Genomic DNA, 17,348 nt, shown 5'->3' with positions numbered 1-17,348 from the left:
ATCAGTGCTGCCGATAATTCAGGTCGTTTAAATACAGGTCTTTAAACTGCGCGTAGCGTTGCATCAGGGTGTGGTGGCGAACGGGATCCGCACGCCAGGTCTGCCAGACTTCCGGTTTTTCACACACCGCGGCAATCGGTTTGCCCGCCGCCAGGCAGGCCAGCCGCGCCGCGCCCAGCGCGCCGCCGGTCTCTCCCCCTTTATGGGTCACCACCGGCATAGCGAGAATGTCGGCCAGCAGCTGGGCCCAGAAAGGACTGCGGGCGCCGCCGCCCACCAGCGAGCACTGCGCGATGGGCGTACCGCTCTCTTTCAACGCCTGCAGGCCGTCGTTGATACCGAAGCTCACCCCTTCCAGCACCGCGTAGCCAAGCTGGGCGCGCAGGCTGGCGTGGGTCATGCCCCAGAACATGCCGCGCGCGTCAGGATCGTTATGCGGGGTACGTTCGCCGGAGAGATAGGGCAGGAAGAACGGGGCGTGGGCTTTCTCCTCCTCGCTGAGCTCGGCAATTTCCGCCAGCAGCGCCACCTCCGTGGTGCCGGTCAGGCGGCAGAACCACTGCAAACAGCTGGCGGCGCTCAGCATGACGCTCATCTGGTGCCACAGGTTCGGCAGCACGTGACAAAACGCATGTACCGCCGACTGCGGCGCCGGACGATAGGCGTCGGTCACCACAAACAGCACCCCGGAGGTGCCGAGCGAAATAAACGCATCCCCCGGCGAGACCGCGCCGACGCCAATGGCGCTAACCGCGTTATCCCCCCCGCCCCCGGCCACCACCACCGAGGCGTTCAGCCCCCAGCGCGCCGCCACCTGCGGATCAAGGGTGGCGGAAACCTCGCAGCCTTCGACCAGTGTCGGCATGTGGCTGCGCGACAGGCCGCACTTGTCCAGCAGAGCGTCGGACCAGTCGCGCTTCGCCACGTCCAGCCACAGCGTCCCGGCGGCGTCCGACATGTCGGAGACTTTCTTCCCGGTCATCCGATAGCGCAGATAATCCTTCGGCAGCAGCACCGTTGCGGTGCGCTGAAAGTGTTGCGGCTCATGACGGCGCACCCACAGCAGCTTCGGCGCGGTAAAGCCCGGCATCGCCAGGTTGCCCGCCACCTGATGCAGCTCCGGCGCCATCGCCTCCAGCTCGGCGCACTCTGCGGCGCAGCGGGTGTCGTTCCACAGAATGGCCGGACGGATCGTCTCCCCCTCTTCATCCAGCAACACCGCGCCGTGCATCTGTCCGGAGAGGCCAATCGCCTTGATGGCCGGCCAGTGCTGCGCGCATTTTTCCCGTAGCGTGCTCATCAGGTACTCCGTCGCCTCCCACCATAGCTCCGGCGCTTGTTCTGACCAGTGCGGATGGGGCCGCTGAATGCTCAGCGGCGCGCTATGGCTGGCGATAACCTCATAGTTCTCATCAATGACCAGCGCTTTGACTTCCGATGTGCCGAGATCGATACCCAGATACATAGCCACCTCTTATTTAATCAGCGTGTAAACGGCGGCGACTTTCTCGCGCATCAGCGCCAGAAAATCCGCGTTGTTGGCGAGGTCACCAAACAGGGCTTTATCGCGGGCATAGACAGCCACCGGATCCTGAGCCTCATACATCTCATGCACCGCCTGCGCATCCAGGATGCCGTCCTGGTACTGATAGGGCAGCGTTCCCTTATGCCACTGCTCCATAAAGACGAAGAACAGCGCCGGCAGCATGGCGGTCGCCTCAGGGCGGACGCCGCGCTGATAGCACTCCTGCAGCGTGGGGGCGATCATCGCCGGAATTTTCGAGAAGCCGTCGGCGGCGACGCGCTGGTTGGTGTCCTGGATATAGGGGTTGGTAAAGCGCTTAAGCACCACATCCCGGTAGGTGGGCAGATCAATGCCGTTATCGCCGAGGCAGGGAATGACATCCTCCGTGACGTAGCGGTCGGCAATGGCGTAGATAGCATCGGTCAGCGTGCTTTCATGAATATACTGCTGGCCAATTAAGGTTCCCGCCCAGGCAATGCAGCTGTGCGACGCGTTCAGAATGCGGATTTTCGCCTCTTCATACGGGATGACCGACTCGACCATCTCCACGCCGACCGCTTCCAGGTTCGGGCGGGCATCACGGAAGTGGTTCTCCACCACCCACTGGATAAAGGTCTCCCCCATCACCGGCGCTTTGTCATCAATCCCGGTTTGCGCTTTGATACGGGCCGGCAGATCGGCCGCCGGACGCGGGGTGATGCGGTCCACCATGGTGTTCGGACAGGTGGTATTGGCCGCCATCCAGTCAATCACCGCCTGTTTGCCGGTGAGCTGCAGGAACTCGACCATGCCGTCGTGGAAACGCTCGCCGTTGTGGCGCACGTTGTCGCAGTTGAGCAGGGTCAGCGGCCCGGCGTCGTCGGCCATGCGCTTCTCCAGGATCCGCGCGAGGGTGCCATAAATGGTTTTGCACTCGCCTTGCAGGTCGGCCTGCAGATCGGGGTTACTGGTTTCCAGCTGATGGCGGGTGTTCAGGTAGTACCCCCCTTCCGTCACAGTAAAGGCGATAACTTTGGTCTGCGGGTTCGCCCCTTCGTTAATCAGCGGCTGCAGCCCGGCCTGCCACGGCAGCAATTTCTGGATAGAAGTAATTTCTTCATATTCGCGCTCCCCTTCCGGGCTGACGGTCTCCAGGACGTAACGTCCTCCCTGCGCCGCCAGCGCCTGCACCACCTGCTCGGCGTCGTTACGAATATTTCCTGCCGCGATGTGCCAGCGCTTATCCCCGGACGCTATCAGACGATGCAGATACCACGCCTGATGCGCGCGATGAAAAGAACCCAGACCGATATGAAGCCATGTGAATTGATTGTTCATGTTCTGTTCTCCTTGAGTTGATGGCGCCACTGTAATTGATCATTTGACCAAAATAAGAGCCACGGATCACAAAAGAACAATTACCCAATTAAATTACAAATGACCAGACAAGAGCAAAAGCTTGCCAGTTATGCCAACCACGGCGAGAATGCGGGTATTCGCCGGGCCAATTGCGAGCCCTGGTCAGCAACTTAGGGCGGGAAACCATGAGTAAAGAAGACGATATCCGGTTGGATCAGAAGGTGCGTGCCGCATGGATGTACTACATCGCCGGTCAGAATCAGAGCGAGATTGCCAGCCAGCTGGGCACCTCCAGACCGGTGGTGCAACGGCTGATCGCCGCCGCGAAAGAAGAAGGGATAGTGTCGATTAATTTGCACCATCCGGTAGCAAACTGCCTCGATTATGCGCAGTTGCTGCAGGAAAAGTATCGATTGATCGAGTGCAATGTGGTCCCCGCCTTTAGCGAAGAAAGCACCCTCGACAGCGTGTCGTTTGGCTGCTATCAGCTGATGGCTCGCTATCTGCAGGATGATAAGGAGAAAATCATCGGCCTGGGCTCGGGCCTGACCCTGAAAAAAGCGCTGCAGCGCATCGATTTTGACAGCCTGAATACCCGCTGCGTGGCGCTGATCAGCGCCATGAACGCCGACGGGCAGTGCAATTATTACGATGACGTGCCCCTGCTGCTGACCCGCAAAATTAAGGCCAAGTACTATCAGTGGCCGGCGCCGCGCTACGCCCAGAGCGCGGAGGAGCATGAGATGTGGTGCACCAACCGCTTATTCCGCAGCGTCTCCGGCGTCGCACAAGAGGCGGACGTGATTTTTGTCGGCATTGGTCCCCTGGGCACGCAAAGTCCGATCTTTAAAGACGGGTTTATCAATCAGGCGCAAATGGATGAGCTGACCGCGCGCGGCGGCATCGGAGAGATCCTCGGACGGTTTATCGATGCGGAAGGCCACGTGGTAGACAGCGAGATCAACCGCATGATCACCAGCTATGATATCCGTCAGAACCACTGCCCGCGTATTGCCGCGGCCTGTGGAGAATACAAACGACCGGCGATCCTGGCGGCCCTTAAAGGCGGCTGGATCAATGGTCTGGTGACCGATGAACATACCGCCCGCTGGCTGCTGACGCGGTAACGGCGCGGCCTGAAGGCGCATACACAACGGTAACCCCGGTGCGCGTCGCGCCACCGGGGATCCCAACGATACTCGTGCTTATCAGGCGATAGTCACTTTCCCGTCAAGGTAGACGTCCTGCACGGCATTGATCAGCTTCACGCCGTCAGCCATCGATTTCTTAAACGCTTTGCGACCAAGGATCAGCCCCATACCGCCGGCGCGTTTATTGATCACCGCTGTGCGCACCGCGTCGGCAAGGTCGGTCTCCCCGCCCGCCGCGCCGCCGGAGTTAATCAGCCCGGCGCGGCCCATATAGCAGTTGGCCAGCTGGTAGCGCACCAGATCGATGGGGTTATCGCTGGTCAGTTTGCTGTACACCCGGTCGTCGGTATAGCCGAAGTTAACCGCTTTGTAGCCGCCGTTATTCTCCGCCATTTTTTGCTTAACGATATCGGCGCCGATGGTGGCCGCCAGGTGGTTGGCCTGACCGGTCAGGTCCGCGGAGACATGATAGTCGACGCCATCTTTCTTGAACGCCGAATTGCGCAGATAGGCCCACAGCACGGTGACCAGGCCCAGCTCATGGGCCCGCTCAAAGGCGGCGGAAATCTCTTCTATCTGACGACGCGATTGTTCCGAGCCGAAATAGATCGTCGCTCCCACGGCCACCGCCCCCATATTGAACGCCTGCTCAACGCTGGCGTAGAGGGTCTGGTCGTATTCGGTGGGGTAGCTCAGCGTTTCGTTATGGTTGAGCTTCACCAGGAAAGGGATGCGATGCGCGTAGCGGCGCGACACCGAGGCCAGCACGCCGTAGGTCGACGCCACGCAGTTACAGCCGGCTTCGATCGCCAGCTCGACGATATTTTTCGGATCAAAGTACAGCGGGTTGGCGGCAAAGGAGGCGCCCGCCGAGTGCTCCACGCCCTGGTCAACCGGCAGAATGGAAAGGTAGCCGGTTCCTCCCAGGCGTCCGGTATTGTACAGGGTCTGCATATTGCGTAGCACCGCCGGTGGTCGGTTATTATCCACCATCACCCGATCAACATAATCTGCCCCAGGCAGATACAGCTGGTCGGCCGGAATGGTTATACAACGGTGCTGCAACAGGCTCTCGGCATCTTTGCCCAGCAACTGCGTAATATCAGTCATAGCAATCTCCCGTAAGGCCGGCCGAAGCCGGCATGCATTATCCCAACCCAATTTTTTTGGGCAGGTTAAGCCTGGTACCGACTTAGCCTATTTTCCAGCCGGGGGGCCATTTTTTCAGGAGATTCTGCTGTCCCGTTGCGCTGCCATTTACCACCAGGCGTGGAAATGGTGCACCGGCCCGATGCCGTGGCCCACTTCCAGAGAGTCGGCCTGCGCCAGGGCCGCCGACAGCCAGGCCTTCGCCTCGGCGACGGTGGCCGCCCAGTCCGCATGACGGGGGCGCAGCGCCGCCAGCGCGGCGGAGAGCGTGCAGCCGGTGCCGTGGGTATTTTTGGTCTGCACGCGAGGCGTGGTAAACCGCTGTTCCCCTTCGCGGGTGAAGAGCCAGTCCGGGCTTTCGGCGTCGTCGAGATGGCCGCCCTTCATTAATACCGCGCCGCAGCCCAGCGCCAGCAACGCCCGCCCCTGCTCCAGCATCTCGCGCTCGGTGCGCGCATGGGGGGCATCGAGTAGCGCGGCCGCTTCCGGCAGGTTCGGGGTGATCAATGACACCTGCGGCAACAATCGTTGACGCAGGGTCTCCACCGCCGAGGCCGACAGCAGCGGATCGCCGCTTTTCGCCAGCATGACGGTATCCAGCACCACGTTGGCCACCCGGTAGCGCGCCAGCCGCTCGGCCACGGCTTCCACAATATCGGTCTCCGCCAGCATGCCGATTTTGGTGGTATCGATACGCACATCGCTGAACACCGAGTCGAGCTGCGCGGCCACAAAATCCGGTTCGATGCGATAGACCGACTGCACGCCGCGGGTATTCTGCGCCACCAGGGCGGTGATCACCGAGCAGCCATAGGCCCCCAGCGCGGAGAAGGTTTTCAGATCGGCCTGGATACCGGCCCCACCGCTGGGATCGGTGCCGGCGATGGTCAGGGCGTTGATGCATTTCATCCCTGCACCTCCTGATACAGCGCGTCGAGAAACGCCGGAATAAAGCTGCCAGGGCCTCCCTGACGGGCGGCGATCTCCCCGGCCTGCTTCATCAGCCCGCAGGCGGCGGCCACGTTTTCCAGCCGGTCTCCCGGCAGCGCCGCGCTCGCCGCCACCACCGCCGACAGCGCGCAGCCGGTGCCCACCACCCGGGTCATCAGCGGATTACCCCCCGCCACGCTGAGCACCCGCTCGCCGTCGGTGACGTAGTCCACCTCGCCAGTGACCGCCACCACGGTAGCCAGCCGGCGAGCCAGCGCCTGGGCCGCCGGCAGCGCCGCGGCGGCCGTATCGGTGGTATCCACCCCGCGCCCGCCGGCGCTCATCCCGGCCAGCGCCAGAATTTCAGAGGCATTGCCGCGAATGGCCGCCGGCTGGAGGGCCAGCAGCTCATGACAAAAGGCCGTGCGCACGGTCAGGGCGCCGACCGCCACCGGATCCAGCGTCCAGGGCCTGCCGGCCTGACGGGCGTGCTCCACCGCGGCGCGCATCGCCACGGCGCGATCTTCGGTCAGGGTACCGACGTTAATTAACAGCGCATCGGCGATAGCGGCAAACTGCGCCGCTTCGCGGGGATCGATCACCATCGCCGGCGAGGCGCCGACGGCCAGCAGAACATTGGCGGTAAAGGTCTGCACCACATCATTGGTCATGCAGTGCACAAGGGGGGAATGGGCGCGCAGCAGATGGCGCAGGTGCGCGACAGGCGCGGGATTCAGCAGCTCAGGCATGGTTTGCTCCCGCCAGACGAGGTAGAAGCAATGACCCTGCGGTCTCTGACTTCCCTACGCTGGCATTATCCAGATCAGGTGGTACGGGTATTTCTCAGCCTTCAACGAAGAAGGGCACCCCGAGTCATAAAAGCGGTACAACATTTTCAGTCAGCAGGGTACGAAATGTGGCGGTGTAACACAAGCCGACCTGATTTCTTTTCCCGTTTATGTAAGTACTACAAAAGGAGTAAAACACGCATTTTTTGTAAGCAAAACTGGATGAATGTTAATGCATGGTTATATTTAAAAAACCTGTAACAAACAACCACCTGCGTTAAATCGGTAAAACCGAATAAACCATGCCATTAATGAGGATTCCAATGAAATTGACCCCGATAGTAAAAGGGTTAGCGTTAGCGGGTTTGTTAAATAGTCTCGCTTTCGCCGCCTCGGCGGACACGTCAGCCAAAGAGGCGACCGAAGCGACCAAAAAAGCGAACGATGCCCTCTACAATCAACTCCCCTTCTCCGATAACACCGATTTCACCAATGCGCATAAAGGCTTTATTGCCGCCCTGCCGCCGGAAGTCATTAAAGGCGAACAAGGCAATGTCATCTGGGATCCGGGCCAGTATGCCTTCATTAAAGAAGGGGAAAAAGCGCCGGAGACGGTGAACCCGAGTTTGTGGCGCCAGTCGCAGCTGATTAACATCAGCGGCCTGTTTGAAGTGACCGACGGGGTCTACCAGATCCGCAACCTCGATCTCTCCAATATGACAATTATTGAGGGTAAAGAGGGGATCACCGTCGTTGACCCGCTGGTCTCGGCAGAAACCGCCAAAGTGGGCATGGACCTGTATTACAAAAACCGCGGTAAAAAACCGGTCGTCGCGGTGATCTACACCCACAGCCACGTTGACCACTACGGCGGCGTGCGCGGTGTGGTTGATGAAGCGGATGTGAAGTCCGGCAAAGTGAAAATCTACGCGCCGGCCGGCTTTATGGAAGCTGCCGTGGCGGAAAACATCATGGCCGGGAACGTCATGAGTCGCCGCGCCAGTTATATGTACGGCAACCTGCTGAAGCCAGAGGCCAAAGGCCAGGTGGGCGCCGGGCTGGGCACCACCACCTCTGCGGGTACCGTCACCCTGATTGCGCCAACCAATATTATTGACAAGGATGGCCAGAAAGAGGTGATCGACGGCCTGACCTACGACTTTATGCTGGCGCCGGGCTCCGAAGCGCCGTCAGAAATGCTGTGGTATATCGAAGAGAAGAAACTGATCGAATCCGCAGAAGACGTCACCCATACCCTGCATAACACCTACTCGCTGCGCGGGGCGAAGATCCGTGAACCGCTGCCGTGGTCGAAATATATCAACCAGGCGATCGTTCGCTGGGGCGATAAGGCTGAGATCATTATGGCTCAGCACCACTGGCCGACCTGGGGCAACGAAAACGTGGTTAACCTGCTGAAGAGCCAGCGTGATCTGTATCGTTACATCAACGACCAGACCCTGCGGATGGCTAACGAAGGCCTGACCCGCGATGAAATCGCCGCTAACTTTAAGCTGCCGGACAGTCTGGCCAACACCTGGGCTAACCGCGGCTACTACGGCTCGGTCAGCCACGATGTGAAAGCCACCTACGTGCTGTATCTCGGCTGGTACGACGGCAACCCGGCGACCCTCGACGAACTGCCGCCGGAAGAAGCGGCGAAGAAATTCGTCGATTATATGGGCGGTGCGGATGCGATCCTGAAGAAAGCGAAAGAAGATTACGACCAGGGTAACTACCGCTGGGTCGCCCAGGTGGTCAGCAAAATTGTCTTCGCCGACCCCAACAACCAGCAGGCGCGTAATCTGGAAGCCGATGCCCTGGAGCAGTTAGGCTATCAGGCGGAATCCGGCCCGTGGCGTAACTTCTACCTCACCGGCGCCCAGGAGCTGCGTAACGGTGTGGTGAAAGGCCCGACCCCGAACACCGCCAGCCCGGACACCGTCCGCGCCATGACCCCGGAAATGTTCTTTGATTATCTGGCGGTCCATATCAATGGCGAAAAAGCGGGTAACGCGAAGTCGGTGTTCAATATCGATCTGGGCAATGACGGCGGTAAATATAAACTGGAACTGGAAAACGGCGTGCTGAACCACACCGCGAATGCGGAAGCGAAAGAGGCGGATGCCACCCTGACGCTGGATCGCGCCACCCTGAATAAAATCATTCTCAAAGAAGAGACCCTGAAGCAGGCGGAAGAGAAAGGGGAAGTTAAAATCAGCGGTAACGGGGCTAAACTCGATGAAATGCTGGGCTATATGGACAAGTTTGACTTCTGGTTTAACATCGTGACGCCGTAATGATCTGCTGACGGCTATCCTGAGTAACAAGGCGGCGATCCCGCCTTGTTACCCTTCTCAGCGTCGTTCAATAGTCCGCGGGCAGCGGGCGATCGATAGAGATAAGCTTGCCCCGTTTCATGGTGATGTATCCCCCCGCCTTTAAGTCCGCCAGCACGCGAAACACATGGGTGCGCGAAAGATTGGTACGCCTGATGATAAATAACGCCAGTCCCTCATTTTCACCCTCATGGGTGTGCTGTCGATAAAGATAGCGATATAGCATCGGGCGAATCGTCTGATAGCTGGTCACCTGACGGCGTTCATTGTGCAGGTCGATGGTAAAGATACTCATGAACACCAGCACTTTCGCCAGCGCCTCAACGCGCTGCGGATGATTTTCAATAAACAGACGATCGAAGGCCGCGTAAGTGATTTTTCGCAGCGTCACCGGGCCACTGCCTGTATATTCAAATTTCGCCAGCGGGCAATACCGCTCCATCAGGCCAATCGGCATATACTCAATGGAATTACCGATACTCAAGCCATCATCCGGCATTAATATTGATAACGAACCCTCGGTACAAAAATAAATATAACCCGACTCCGGGCGCCATTTTTTATTAGCGGCGAGAATAATCTCTTCACCTTCCGTAACGATATCGGCAAAAAAGTCGGCTATGGCTAACGTTTTATAATAACTATGTATTTCCTGGAAATTCATCCTCTGCCCTCGCCTGCGCCGTTAGCAACAGTATAGCAGCCTTCGACCGGCGAAGACGAGCGGATCCTTAAGCGACTCCCTGTCAGTCCCATATGGGACTATTCAGCACAATATTTGTCTTTAGAATAAACCGCAAGCCATCCATTTTTAAAAACGGAAATATTTCTTTATTTCCGCGGAATAAATTACCTGAGAGGTTGTCATGAAATTAAATCAGATAGCGAAAAACCTGGCGCTGGCCGGAATGTTATCGTCTTTGTCGATAACCACCTTTGCCGCCGCGCCACAACAGGATGCCACACCGGCCACGCGTGAGGCGAATCAGGCGCTATACCGCAAACTGCCGTTCGCGGATAAAACTGACTTTAACAACGCCCATCAGGGCTTTATCGCGCCCCTGCCGCCAGCGATGCTCAAAGGCGCACAGGGAAATATTATCTGGGATCCCGCCAAATATGATTTCGTCAAAGAAGGCGAAAAGGCGCCGGACACTGTCAATCCCAGCCTGTGGCGACAGTCACAATTACTCAATATCGGCGGCTTGTTCAAAGTTACCGACGGCGTTTACCAGATCCGAAATCTCGATCTTTCCAATATGACCATTATCGAAGGCAAAACCGGGATTACGGTCATCGACCCCTTGCTGAGCGCCGAACCGGCCAAAGAGGCTCTGGCGCTCTATTTTGCCCACCGGCCGAAAAAACCGGTGGTGGCGGTGCTGTTTACCCACAGCCATGTGGACCACTACGGCGGTATCCGTGGCGTGATCGATGAAGCTGACGTGAAAGCCGGTAAAGTGAAGATTTACGCCCCTGCCGGCTTTATGGAGGAAGCGGTTTCCGAGAACATCATGGCCGGTACTGCGATGAGCCGCCGCGCCAGCTACATGTACGGCAACCTGCTGAAGCCGGACGCTAAGGGACAGGTCGGCGCTGGTCTCGGCACCACCACCTCGGCGGGTACCGTTACGCTGATCCCGCCGACCCACTACATTACCCATACCGGTCAGCAGGAAGTGATCGACGGTCTGACCTATGACTTTATGATGGCGCCGGGCTCGGAAGCGCCGTCGGAAATGCTGTGGTATGTCAAAGAGAAGAAAATGATCGAGGCGGCAGAGGATGTGACCCATACCCTGCACAACACTTACTCTCTGCGCGGCGCCAAAATCCGCGATCCGCTGGCGTGGTCGAAATACATCAACGCCGCCATCGACCGCTGGGGCAACGAGGCGGAAGTGATTATCGCTCAGCACCACTGGCCAACCTGGGGGAACGACAATATCGTGAAGCTGATGAAAGGTCAGCGCGATATGTATCGCTATATCAACGACCAGACCCTGCGTATGGCGAACTTAGGCATGACCCGCGATGAGATCGCCGCCAACTTCAAGCTGCCGGATTCGCTGGAGAAACAGTGGTCCAGCCGCGGCTACTACGGTTCCGTTAGCCACGATGTGAAAGCGACCTACGTCTTCTATCTCGGCTGGTTTGATGGCAACCCGGCCACCCTCGACGAGCTGCCGCCAGAACAGGCGGCGAAGAAGTTCGTGGAATATATGGGCGGCGCCGATGCCATCATGCAGAAAGCCAAAGCCGACTACCAGCAGGGGAACTACCGCTGGGTGGCCCAGGTGACCAGCAAAATCGTCTTCGCCGATCCTGACAATCAGCAGGCGCGTGATCTGGAAGCCGACGCCCTGGAGCAGCTCGGATATCAGGCGGAAGCCGGGACCTGGCGCAACTTCTACCTCACCGGCGCTCAGGAGCTACGTAACGGCGTGCAGAAACTGCCGACGCCGAACACCGCCAGCCCGGATACCGTGCGGGCGATGACGCCAGAAATGTTCTTCGATTACCTCGGGGTGCATATCAACGGCGAAAAAGCCGGGGCGGCTAAAGCGGTCTTTAATATCGACCTGGGTAAAGACGGCGGCAAGTACAAACTGGAGCTGGAAAACGGCGTGCTTAACCATACCGACAACGCGGTGGCGGACAATGCCGACGCCAGCATCTCGCTCAGCCGCGACACCCTGAATAAGATTATCCTCAAGCAGGAAACGCTGAAGCAGGCTGAAGCTCAGGGCAAGGTCAAGATTAGCGGTAATGGCGCTAAGCTCGACGAGATGCTGAGCTACATGGACACATTCGCCTTCTGGTTCAATATCGTCACACCATAAGCGTTTAACGCGGACATCCCCCGTCGCCGGTCAGGCCGCGGGGGATTTTTTGATCCCCCCGCCACGATAATCAATGTGCGGATCAGGCATCAGCGCGACGCAATTCTCCCTGCAGCAGGGAAAAACAGGCTTCGATAAGCGGCGGCAGCGCCTGCGGGCCGCGCATCAGGGCCACCGTACGGGTCAGCGCCGGCTGCTGCAGGTGGGCGATCTTGAGCGCCGGGTCCTGCAGATGGGTAGTGTACAGCGCCGGCAGAATGGCCACCGCTAAGCGCGAGCGCACCAGGCCATACAGGGTTTCGATATAGTCCACCTGATAGCGCGTGGTCAGCGTCAGGCGATGGCTCTCCACTAATGCCGCCACCAGCCGTTGAATATTACCCTTCGAGAAGACGGCAATATCCCGCCCCACCAGCTGTTTCCACGGCAAGTGCGCCTGCGCGGCCAGCGGATCGTCACGGTGCAGCACCGCCACAAAGGGATCTTCGCGCAGCGGATAGACCAGCAGTTCAGCAGGCACTGAGCTGTCGATCGCCCCGATGCCGAAATCAATCTCGCCGCGCAGCAGCGCCTGGATAAGCGCATCGTTGGTCTGATCGTGAAATTCAATGCGCAGACGCGGAAAGGCCTGGGCCAGGGTCTGCGGCAGCAATGGGAACAGCAGCGAACTGACCGACGGCACCAGACCGATGCGCACTGTCCCGTCGCCGCCCGCCTCGACGATCTGCTGCATATCGAAAAAGGCCGCCTGCGCTACGCTGAGGATCCGCTGGGCGTGGGGTAAAATCGCCGCCCCCAGTTCAGTCAGGGTGACCGCCGAAGCGGTACGGTTGACCAGCTTGCCGCCGAGCACCGTTTCAATTTGCCGCAGCGCGCTGCTCAGCGCCGGCTGGCTAATCGCCAGCCGACTGGCGGTATCGGTAAAATGGCGCAGCTGGGCCAGGGTGACGAAATACTGAAGCTGTTTAAGAGAGAGCGCGGGCAGACGCTGCCAGGGTTCGTTCATTATCGGGTTCGCTACGGTGGTCCTGCACAATAACCCGAGCTTATCGGGTGATAAATTTATTCATCTGGGCAAACGTTTGCTGTGCCCATAGAGTATCCGCATTATCCTTGTGCCGGAGTGGTTATGTCCAGCAATGCTCAAGTCCGTCGTCGCGCCGTGCAGGCCGCGCGCGGCGAATTCCCGTTTGATCTGCTGCTGGTCGAGGCGCAGATCGTCGATATGGCCACGGGCGAAATTCGCCCCGCTGACGTCGGTATCGTCGGCGAAATGATCGCCAGCGTCCACCCGCGCGGCAGCCGCACCGACGCCCATGAAGTACGTTCCCTGGCCGGTGGCTACCTGTCCCCCGGCCTGATGGACACCCACGTACACCTCGAAAGCTCGCACCTGCCGCCGGAGCGCTACGCGGAAATCGTCCTCACCCAGGGCACCACCGCGGTGTTCTGGGATCCGCATGAGCTGGCCAACGTCCTCGGCGTCGAGGGCGTGCGCTACGCGGTTGACGCCAGCCGCCATCTGCCGCTGCAGGTGATGGTCGCCGCGCCGTCCAGCGTCCCCTCCACGCCAGGTCTCGAAATGTCCGGCGCCGATTTCGCCGGCGCGGAGATGGAGACCATGCTCGGCTGGCCGGAAGTGCGCGGTGTGGCGGAAGTGATGGATATGCACGGCGTGCTGCACGGTAGCGAGCGGATGCAGGAGATTGTCCAGGCCGGTCTCAACAGCGGCAAACTGATTGAAGGCCACGCCCGCGGCCTGAGCGGCGCTGACCTGCAGGCCTACCTCGCCGCCGGCGTCACCTCCGATCATGAACTGACCTCGGCGGACGACGCGCTGGAAAAACTGCGCGCCGGTCTGACGATCGAGATCCGCGGCTCGCACCCCTATCTGCTGCCGGATATCGTCGCGGCGTTAAAAACGCTGCCGCACCTCTCCTCGCAAATCACCGTCTGCACCGATGACGTGCCGCCGGATATGCTGCTGGAGAAAGGCGGGATCATCGCCCTACTTAACCTGCTGATCGAGCACGGTTTACCGGCGGTCGATGCGCTGCGATTCGCCACCCTCAACGCCGCTATTCGCCTGCAGCGCCACGATCTCGGGCTGATTGCCGCCGGGCGGCGCGCGGATTTGGTGGTGTTTGATTCCCTGGAGAAACTGGTGGCCCGTGAAGTCTACGTTGGGGGGGAACGGCTGGCCCATGCTGGCCGCCTGCTGAAGCCGATCGCCCCCGCGCCGGGCGTGACGCCGCCGCGCGATACTTTGCCGATCGCCCCCCTCCGCGCCGATGACTTTGTTCTGCGCGTCCAGGGCATTCGTCACGGCGTCGCCCGCCTGCGTCATATCCGCGGCGCGCGCTTCACCCAGTGGGGCGAAGTGGAAGTGCAGGTTCGTGACGGGAAAGTCCAGCTGCCCGCCGGCTTCAGTCTGATCTGGGTTAAACACCGCCACGGCCGCCACGAGGCGACACCGCAAATCGCCCTGCTCGAAGGCTGGGGTGAGCTGCGCGGCGCCATCGCCACCAGCTACTCCCACGACTCGCACAATCTGGTGGTGCTCGGGCGCGACGCTGATGATATGGCGCTGGCGGCCAACCAGCTTATCGCCTCCGGCGGCGGGATGGCGCTGGCGCAACAGGGCGAGATCCTTGCCCATGTGGCAATGCCGATTGCCGGCATGCTGTCGGATCTCCCGGCCGCCGAGCTGGCGCGTCAGTTCCGCGAGCTGCGCGATCTGAGCAGCCAAGTCGCCGACTGGGAGCCACCGTACCGGGTGTTCAAGGCCATTGAAGGAACCTGCCTTGCCTGTAACGCCGGGCCGCATTTAACCGATTTGGGTCTGACCGACGGCGGCAGCCGTCAGATAGTCGACCCGTTGATAGCCTGCCGGGAGACCCCGGAGCCAACCGATCACAACAATAATCCTCAGGGAGCCTGAGCATGGCCGATAACACACTTCACTCATCCGACCGCGCTAACTGGCTGGAGCGCCGCTTTGCGCTGCGCTCGCGCGGCGGTACGCTACGCACTGAATGCTTGGCCGGGATCACCGGCTTTCTCGCCGCCGCCTATTTACTGGTGGTCATCCCGGGGCTGCTGGCGATCGGCGGGATGGACAAAGGCGCCGCCACCACCGGCACCATTCTGGTCTTCGTCGTCGGCTCTCTGCTGATGGCGTTTTATGCCAACCTGCCGTTTATCGTTGGCCCGGGGATTGGCGGCTCGGTGCTGGTGGGAGTGACGCTGGCCGGTAGCGAAGGGATTGGCTGGCAGACTGGCCTCGGGATTGCCTGCTGGTCGGGGATCCTCTTCTTCCTGCTGACCCGCTTTGGCCTGCGCGAAGTGGTCACCCGCTCGGTACCGCAGTCGATCAAGCTGGGGCTCACCGCCTCCATCGGCCTGTTTGTCGCCGTCCTCGGCTTTCGCAATGCCGGGCTGGTGCTGGCCAATGCGAAAACCAACGCGCTGATGCTCGGCGACTTTCTCGCCCCCGGCGCGCTGGTGGCGCTGTGCGGCCTGTTCCTGGCGATAGCCCTGCAGGCGCGTAAGGTTCCGGGCGCGATTTTGTGGGCCATTCTGTGCGCCACGCTGGTGGGCATCCCCTTCGGCGTCACCCATCTGCCGACAAGTTTTATCGACGTTCCCCATTCGCTAACCCCGGTGCTGGGGCAGGTTGACCTGCTGGGGGCGTTAAACATCGCCTTCCTGCCGTTCCTGTTCGTCTTTTTCGCTTCTGAGTTTTTCTCCACCATGGGGACGACGCTGGCGGTGGGCGGCGAGGCGGGGCTGCTGGATGAAGAAGGCAACATGCCGCAGATTAATCGCCCGTTTATGGTCGATTCGATTGCCGCCGCGCTCGGCCCATGGGTGGGCATCCCGGCGGCGACGGCACTGATTGAGTCTTCGGCGGCAGCGGAAGCCGGCGGCAAAACCGGCCTCACCGCCCTGTCGGCGGCGGTAATGTTCCTGCTGATGCTGCTGTTCACGCCGGTGGCGTTGATGATCCCGAAAGAAGCCACCGCCCCAGCGCTGATCCTGATTGGCCTCAACATGTTCAGCGGCCTGCGCAAAGTGGATCTTGGCAACTTCACCGACGGGCTGCCGGTGCTGATGATGGTGATGATCACCCTTATCGCCAACAGCTTCGGCACCGGGATTGCCGGCGGGCTGCTGTTTTACATTGTGATCAAGGCTATCGCCGGCAAGTGGCGGGAAATCCCGATTGGCCTGTGGGTGCTGGCTGTCCCGCTGGTGTATTACTTCGCGACCTTAGTCAGGCATTAAGCCCTTCACAATGTGATTTCACCTCTTCATATAACAAACGCACCGCGGCAGAGAGCTGTTTGCGGTGCGGGCAAATCAGATTCAACGGCACCACATCCCCCTGATAACGCGGCAGCAGGCGCCGCAGGCGCCCCGCCCGCAGATCGTCGCTGACGTCGAGCATCGATTTATAGGCAATGCCCTCCCCGGCCACCGCCAGCCGACGGATCACCTCGGCGTCGTCGCTCATCACCGTGCCGGAGACCTTCTGCTGCTGAACCACACCGTCGAGGCTCAGCGACCAGCGGTCGAACGGACGGCCGCGCAAAATGTAGATCAACGCATTGTGCTGGCTGAGCTCCTCGAGGGTCTGCGGTTCGCCGTGGCGGGCGATCCACTCAGGCGAGGCCACCAGCACCCGACGATTTTCCGGCGCCACCGGCAGCGAGATAAACGAGGCATCGTCGTTATTGCCATAGCGAAACGCGACGTCCACCGGATCTTTAAACACGTCGGTTAGCTGGTCGGAAAAGAGCAACCGCAAACGCAGCGCCGGGTGGCGTTGGCGGAAATCTCGGAACAGGGTCAGGAGCAGGTTACGCCCGAGGTCCGACGGCACGGCAATCTGCAACATGCCGCGAACTTCATCGTCCGGGGTCTGGATCTTCTGCAGACCGGCCTCGAGGGTATCGAGCATCTGAGTGGCGTAGGGCAGCCAGGTTTCCCCCTCCGGCGTCAGGCGCAGGCTGCGGGTCGAACGGGCAAACAGGCGAATATTGAGGATCGTCTCCAGACGCTTAATCGCCGCGCTCACCTGCGCCGGCTGCTGTCCGGCCTCGCGCGCCGCGTCGCTAAAACTGCCCAGTGCCGCGGCGCGGACAAATAAGGTCAGATCTTCCAGCCTGAACATGCCGATTCTCCCCTGCTTCAGATTGCTCCCAAAATACGCATCACCGTCGCTGCAACGCAAGCGGCGCAAGACTTGTGCCGTGTTTTGCTTACACTTTTTAAAAATCCAG

Annotated in this window: 13 protein-coding genes and 1 riboswitch; of the genes, 5 read left to right on the top strand and 8 right to left on the bottom strand. The window is 60.0% G+C overall.

Going from position 1 to position 17,348, the window contains the following annotated elements:
- Window position 1: 1 nt before the first annotated feature.
- On the bottom strand, window positions 2-1,465 hold the full coding sequence (gene xylB, locus SP68_RS08055) for a xylulokinase (RefSeq protein WP_022065384.1): 1,464 nt from the start codon (window positions 1,463-1,465) through the stop codon (window positions 2-4).
- A 9-nt stretch (window positions 1,466-1,474) separates the two neighbouring features.
- Window positions 1,475-2,842 carry a D-arabinitol 4-dehydrogenase gene (gene dalD, locus SP68_RS08050; RefSeq protein ID WP_012541055.1) on the bottom strand — a complete coding sequence of 456 codons (1,368 nt, stop codon included), beginning with the start codon at window positions 2,840-2,842 and terminating at the stop codon, window positions 1,475-1,477.
- A gap of 206 nt (window positions 2,843-3,048) precedes the next feature.
- On the opposite strand from dalD, the gene SP68_RS08045 reads away from it, so the two are divergent.
- Window positions 3,049-3,990 carry a sugar-binding transcriptional regulator gene (locus SP68_RS08045; RefSeq protein ID WP_008804065.1) on the top strand — a complete coding sequence of 314 codons (942 nt, stop codon included), beginning with the start codon at window positions 3,049-3,051 and terminating at the stop codon, window positions 3,988-3,990.
- 81 nt (window positions 3,991-4,071) lie between these two features.
- On the opposite strand, the gene fbaB is transcribed toward SP68_RS08045, so the two are convergent.
- The 3 genes from fbaB to thiM all read right to left on the bottom strand — a co-directional run bounded on the left by fbaB (window position 4,072) and on the right by thiM (window position 6,842).
- A complete protein-coding gene (gene fbaB / locus SP68_RS08040) occupies window positions 4,072-5,124 on the bottom strand; it encodes a class I fructose-bisphosphate aldolase (RefSeq protein ID WP_004201578.1) in 1,053 nt (350 codons plus the stop codon).
- Between the two features lie 147 nt (window positions 5,125-5,271).
- Window positions 5,272-6,072, bottom strand: coding sequence for a bifunctional hydroxymethylpyrimidine kinase/phosphomethylpyrimidine kinase (gene thiD / locus SP68_RS08035; RefSeq protein ID WP_040968737.1), 801 nt, complete (start codon window positions 6,070-6,072; stop codon window positions 5,272-5,274).
- Window positions 6,069-6,842, bottom strand: a complete 774-nt coding sequence (thiM, locus tag SP68_RS08030) for a hydroxyethylthiazole kinase (RefSeq protein WP_012967567.1) — start codon at window positions 6,840-6,842, stop codon at window positions 6,069-6,071. The genes thiD and thiM overlap by 4 nt, the downstream gene beginning before the upstream one ends.
- Before the next feature lie 34 nt (window positions 6,843-6,876).
- Window positions 6,877-6,974, bottom strand: a riboswitch (TPP riboswitch).
- Between the two features lie 230 nt (window positions 6,975-7,204).
- Between thiM and SP68_RS08025 the strand changes: the two genes are divergently transcribed.
- A complete protein-coding gene (locus SP68_RS08025; protein ID WP_040968738.1) occupies window positions 7,205-9,181 on the top strand; it encodes an alkyl/aryl-sulfatase in 1,977 nt (658 codons plus the stop codon).
- 67 nt (window positions 9,182-9,248) lie between these two features.
- Here the strand turns inward: SP68_RS08025 and SP68_RS08020 are convergent, their stop codons facing one another.
- Window positions 9,249-9,884: a helix-turn-helix domain-containing protein gene (locus tag SP68_RS08020; protein WP_008804061.1), complete on the bottom strand. Its 636-nt coding sequence runs from the start codon at window positions 9,882-9,884 to the stop codon at window positions 9,249-9,251.
- Between the two features lie 202 nt (window positions 9,885-10,086).
- Here SP68_RS08020 and SP68_RS08015 point away from each other — a divergent pair, with 202 nt between their 5' ends.
- Window positions 10,087-12,063: an alkyl/aryl-sulfatase gene (locus tag SP68_RS08015; protein ID WP_040968739.1), complete on the top strand. Its 1,977-nt coding sequence runs from the start codon at window positions 10,087-10,089 to the stop codon at window positions 12,061-12,063.
- An 82-nt stretch (window positions 12,064-12,145) separates the two neighbouring features.
- On the opposite strand, the gene SP68_RS08010 is transcribed toward SP68_RS08015, so the two are convergent.
- Window positions 12,146-13,072, bottom strand: coding sequence for a LysR family transcriptional regulator (locus SP68_RS08010; RefSeq protein WP_162499947.1), 927 nt, complete (start codon window positions 13,070-13,072; stop codon window positions 12,146-12,148).
- Between the two features lie 120 nt (window positions 13,073-13,192).
- On the opposite strand from SP68_RS08010, the gene SP68_RS08005 reads away from it, so the two are divergent.
- On the top strand, window positions 13,193-15,004 hold the full coding sequence (locus tag SP68_RS08005; RefSeq protein ID WP_022064804.1) for an adenine deaminase: 1,812 nt from the start codon (window positions 13,193-13,195) through the stop codon (window positions 15,002-15,004).
- Between the two features lie 2 nt (window positions 15,005-15,006).
- On the top strand, window positions 15,007-16,350 hold the full coding sequence (locus SP68_RS08000) for an NCS2 family permease (RefSeq protein ID WP_012967563.1): 1,344 nt from the start codon (window positions 15,007-15,009) through the stop codon (window positions 16,348-16,350).
- Here SP68_RS08000 and SP68_RS07995 read toward each other — a convergent pair.
- A complete protein-coding gene (locus SP68_RS07995) occupies window positions 16,340-17,239 on the bottom strand; it encodes a LysR family transcriptional regulator (RefSeq protein WP_008804056.1) in 900 nt (299 codons plus the stop codon). The genes SP68_RS08000 and SP68_RS07995 overlap by 11 nt on opposite strands.
- Window positions 17,240-17,348 lie beyond the last annotated feature (109 nt).

Source organism: Klebsiella variicola (assembly GCF_000828055.2).
In the GTDB taxonomy this organism is placed as follows: Bacteria; Pseudomonadota; Gammaproteobacteria; order Enterobacterales; family Enterobacteriaceae; genus Klebsiella; species Klebsiella variicola.
Note: the sequence above shows the minus strand (reverse complement) of the source record. Positions and strands in the feature narration are given on the sequence as shown.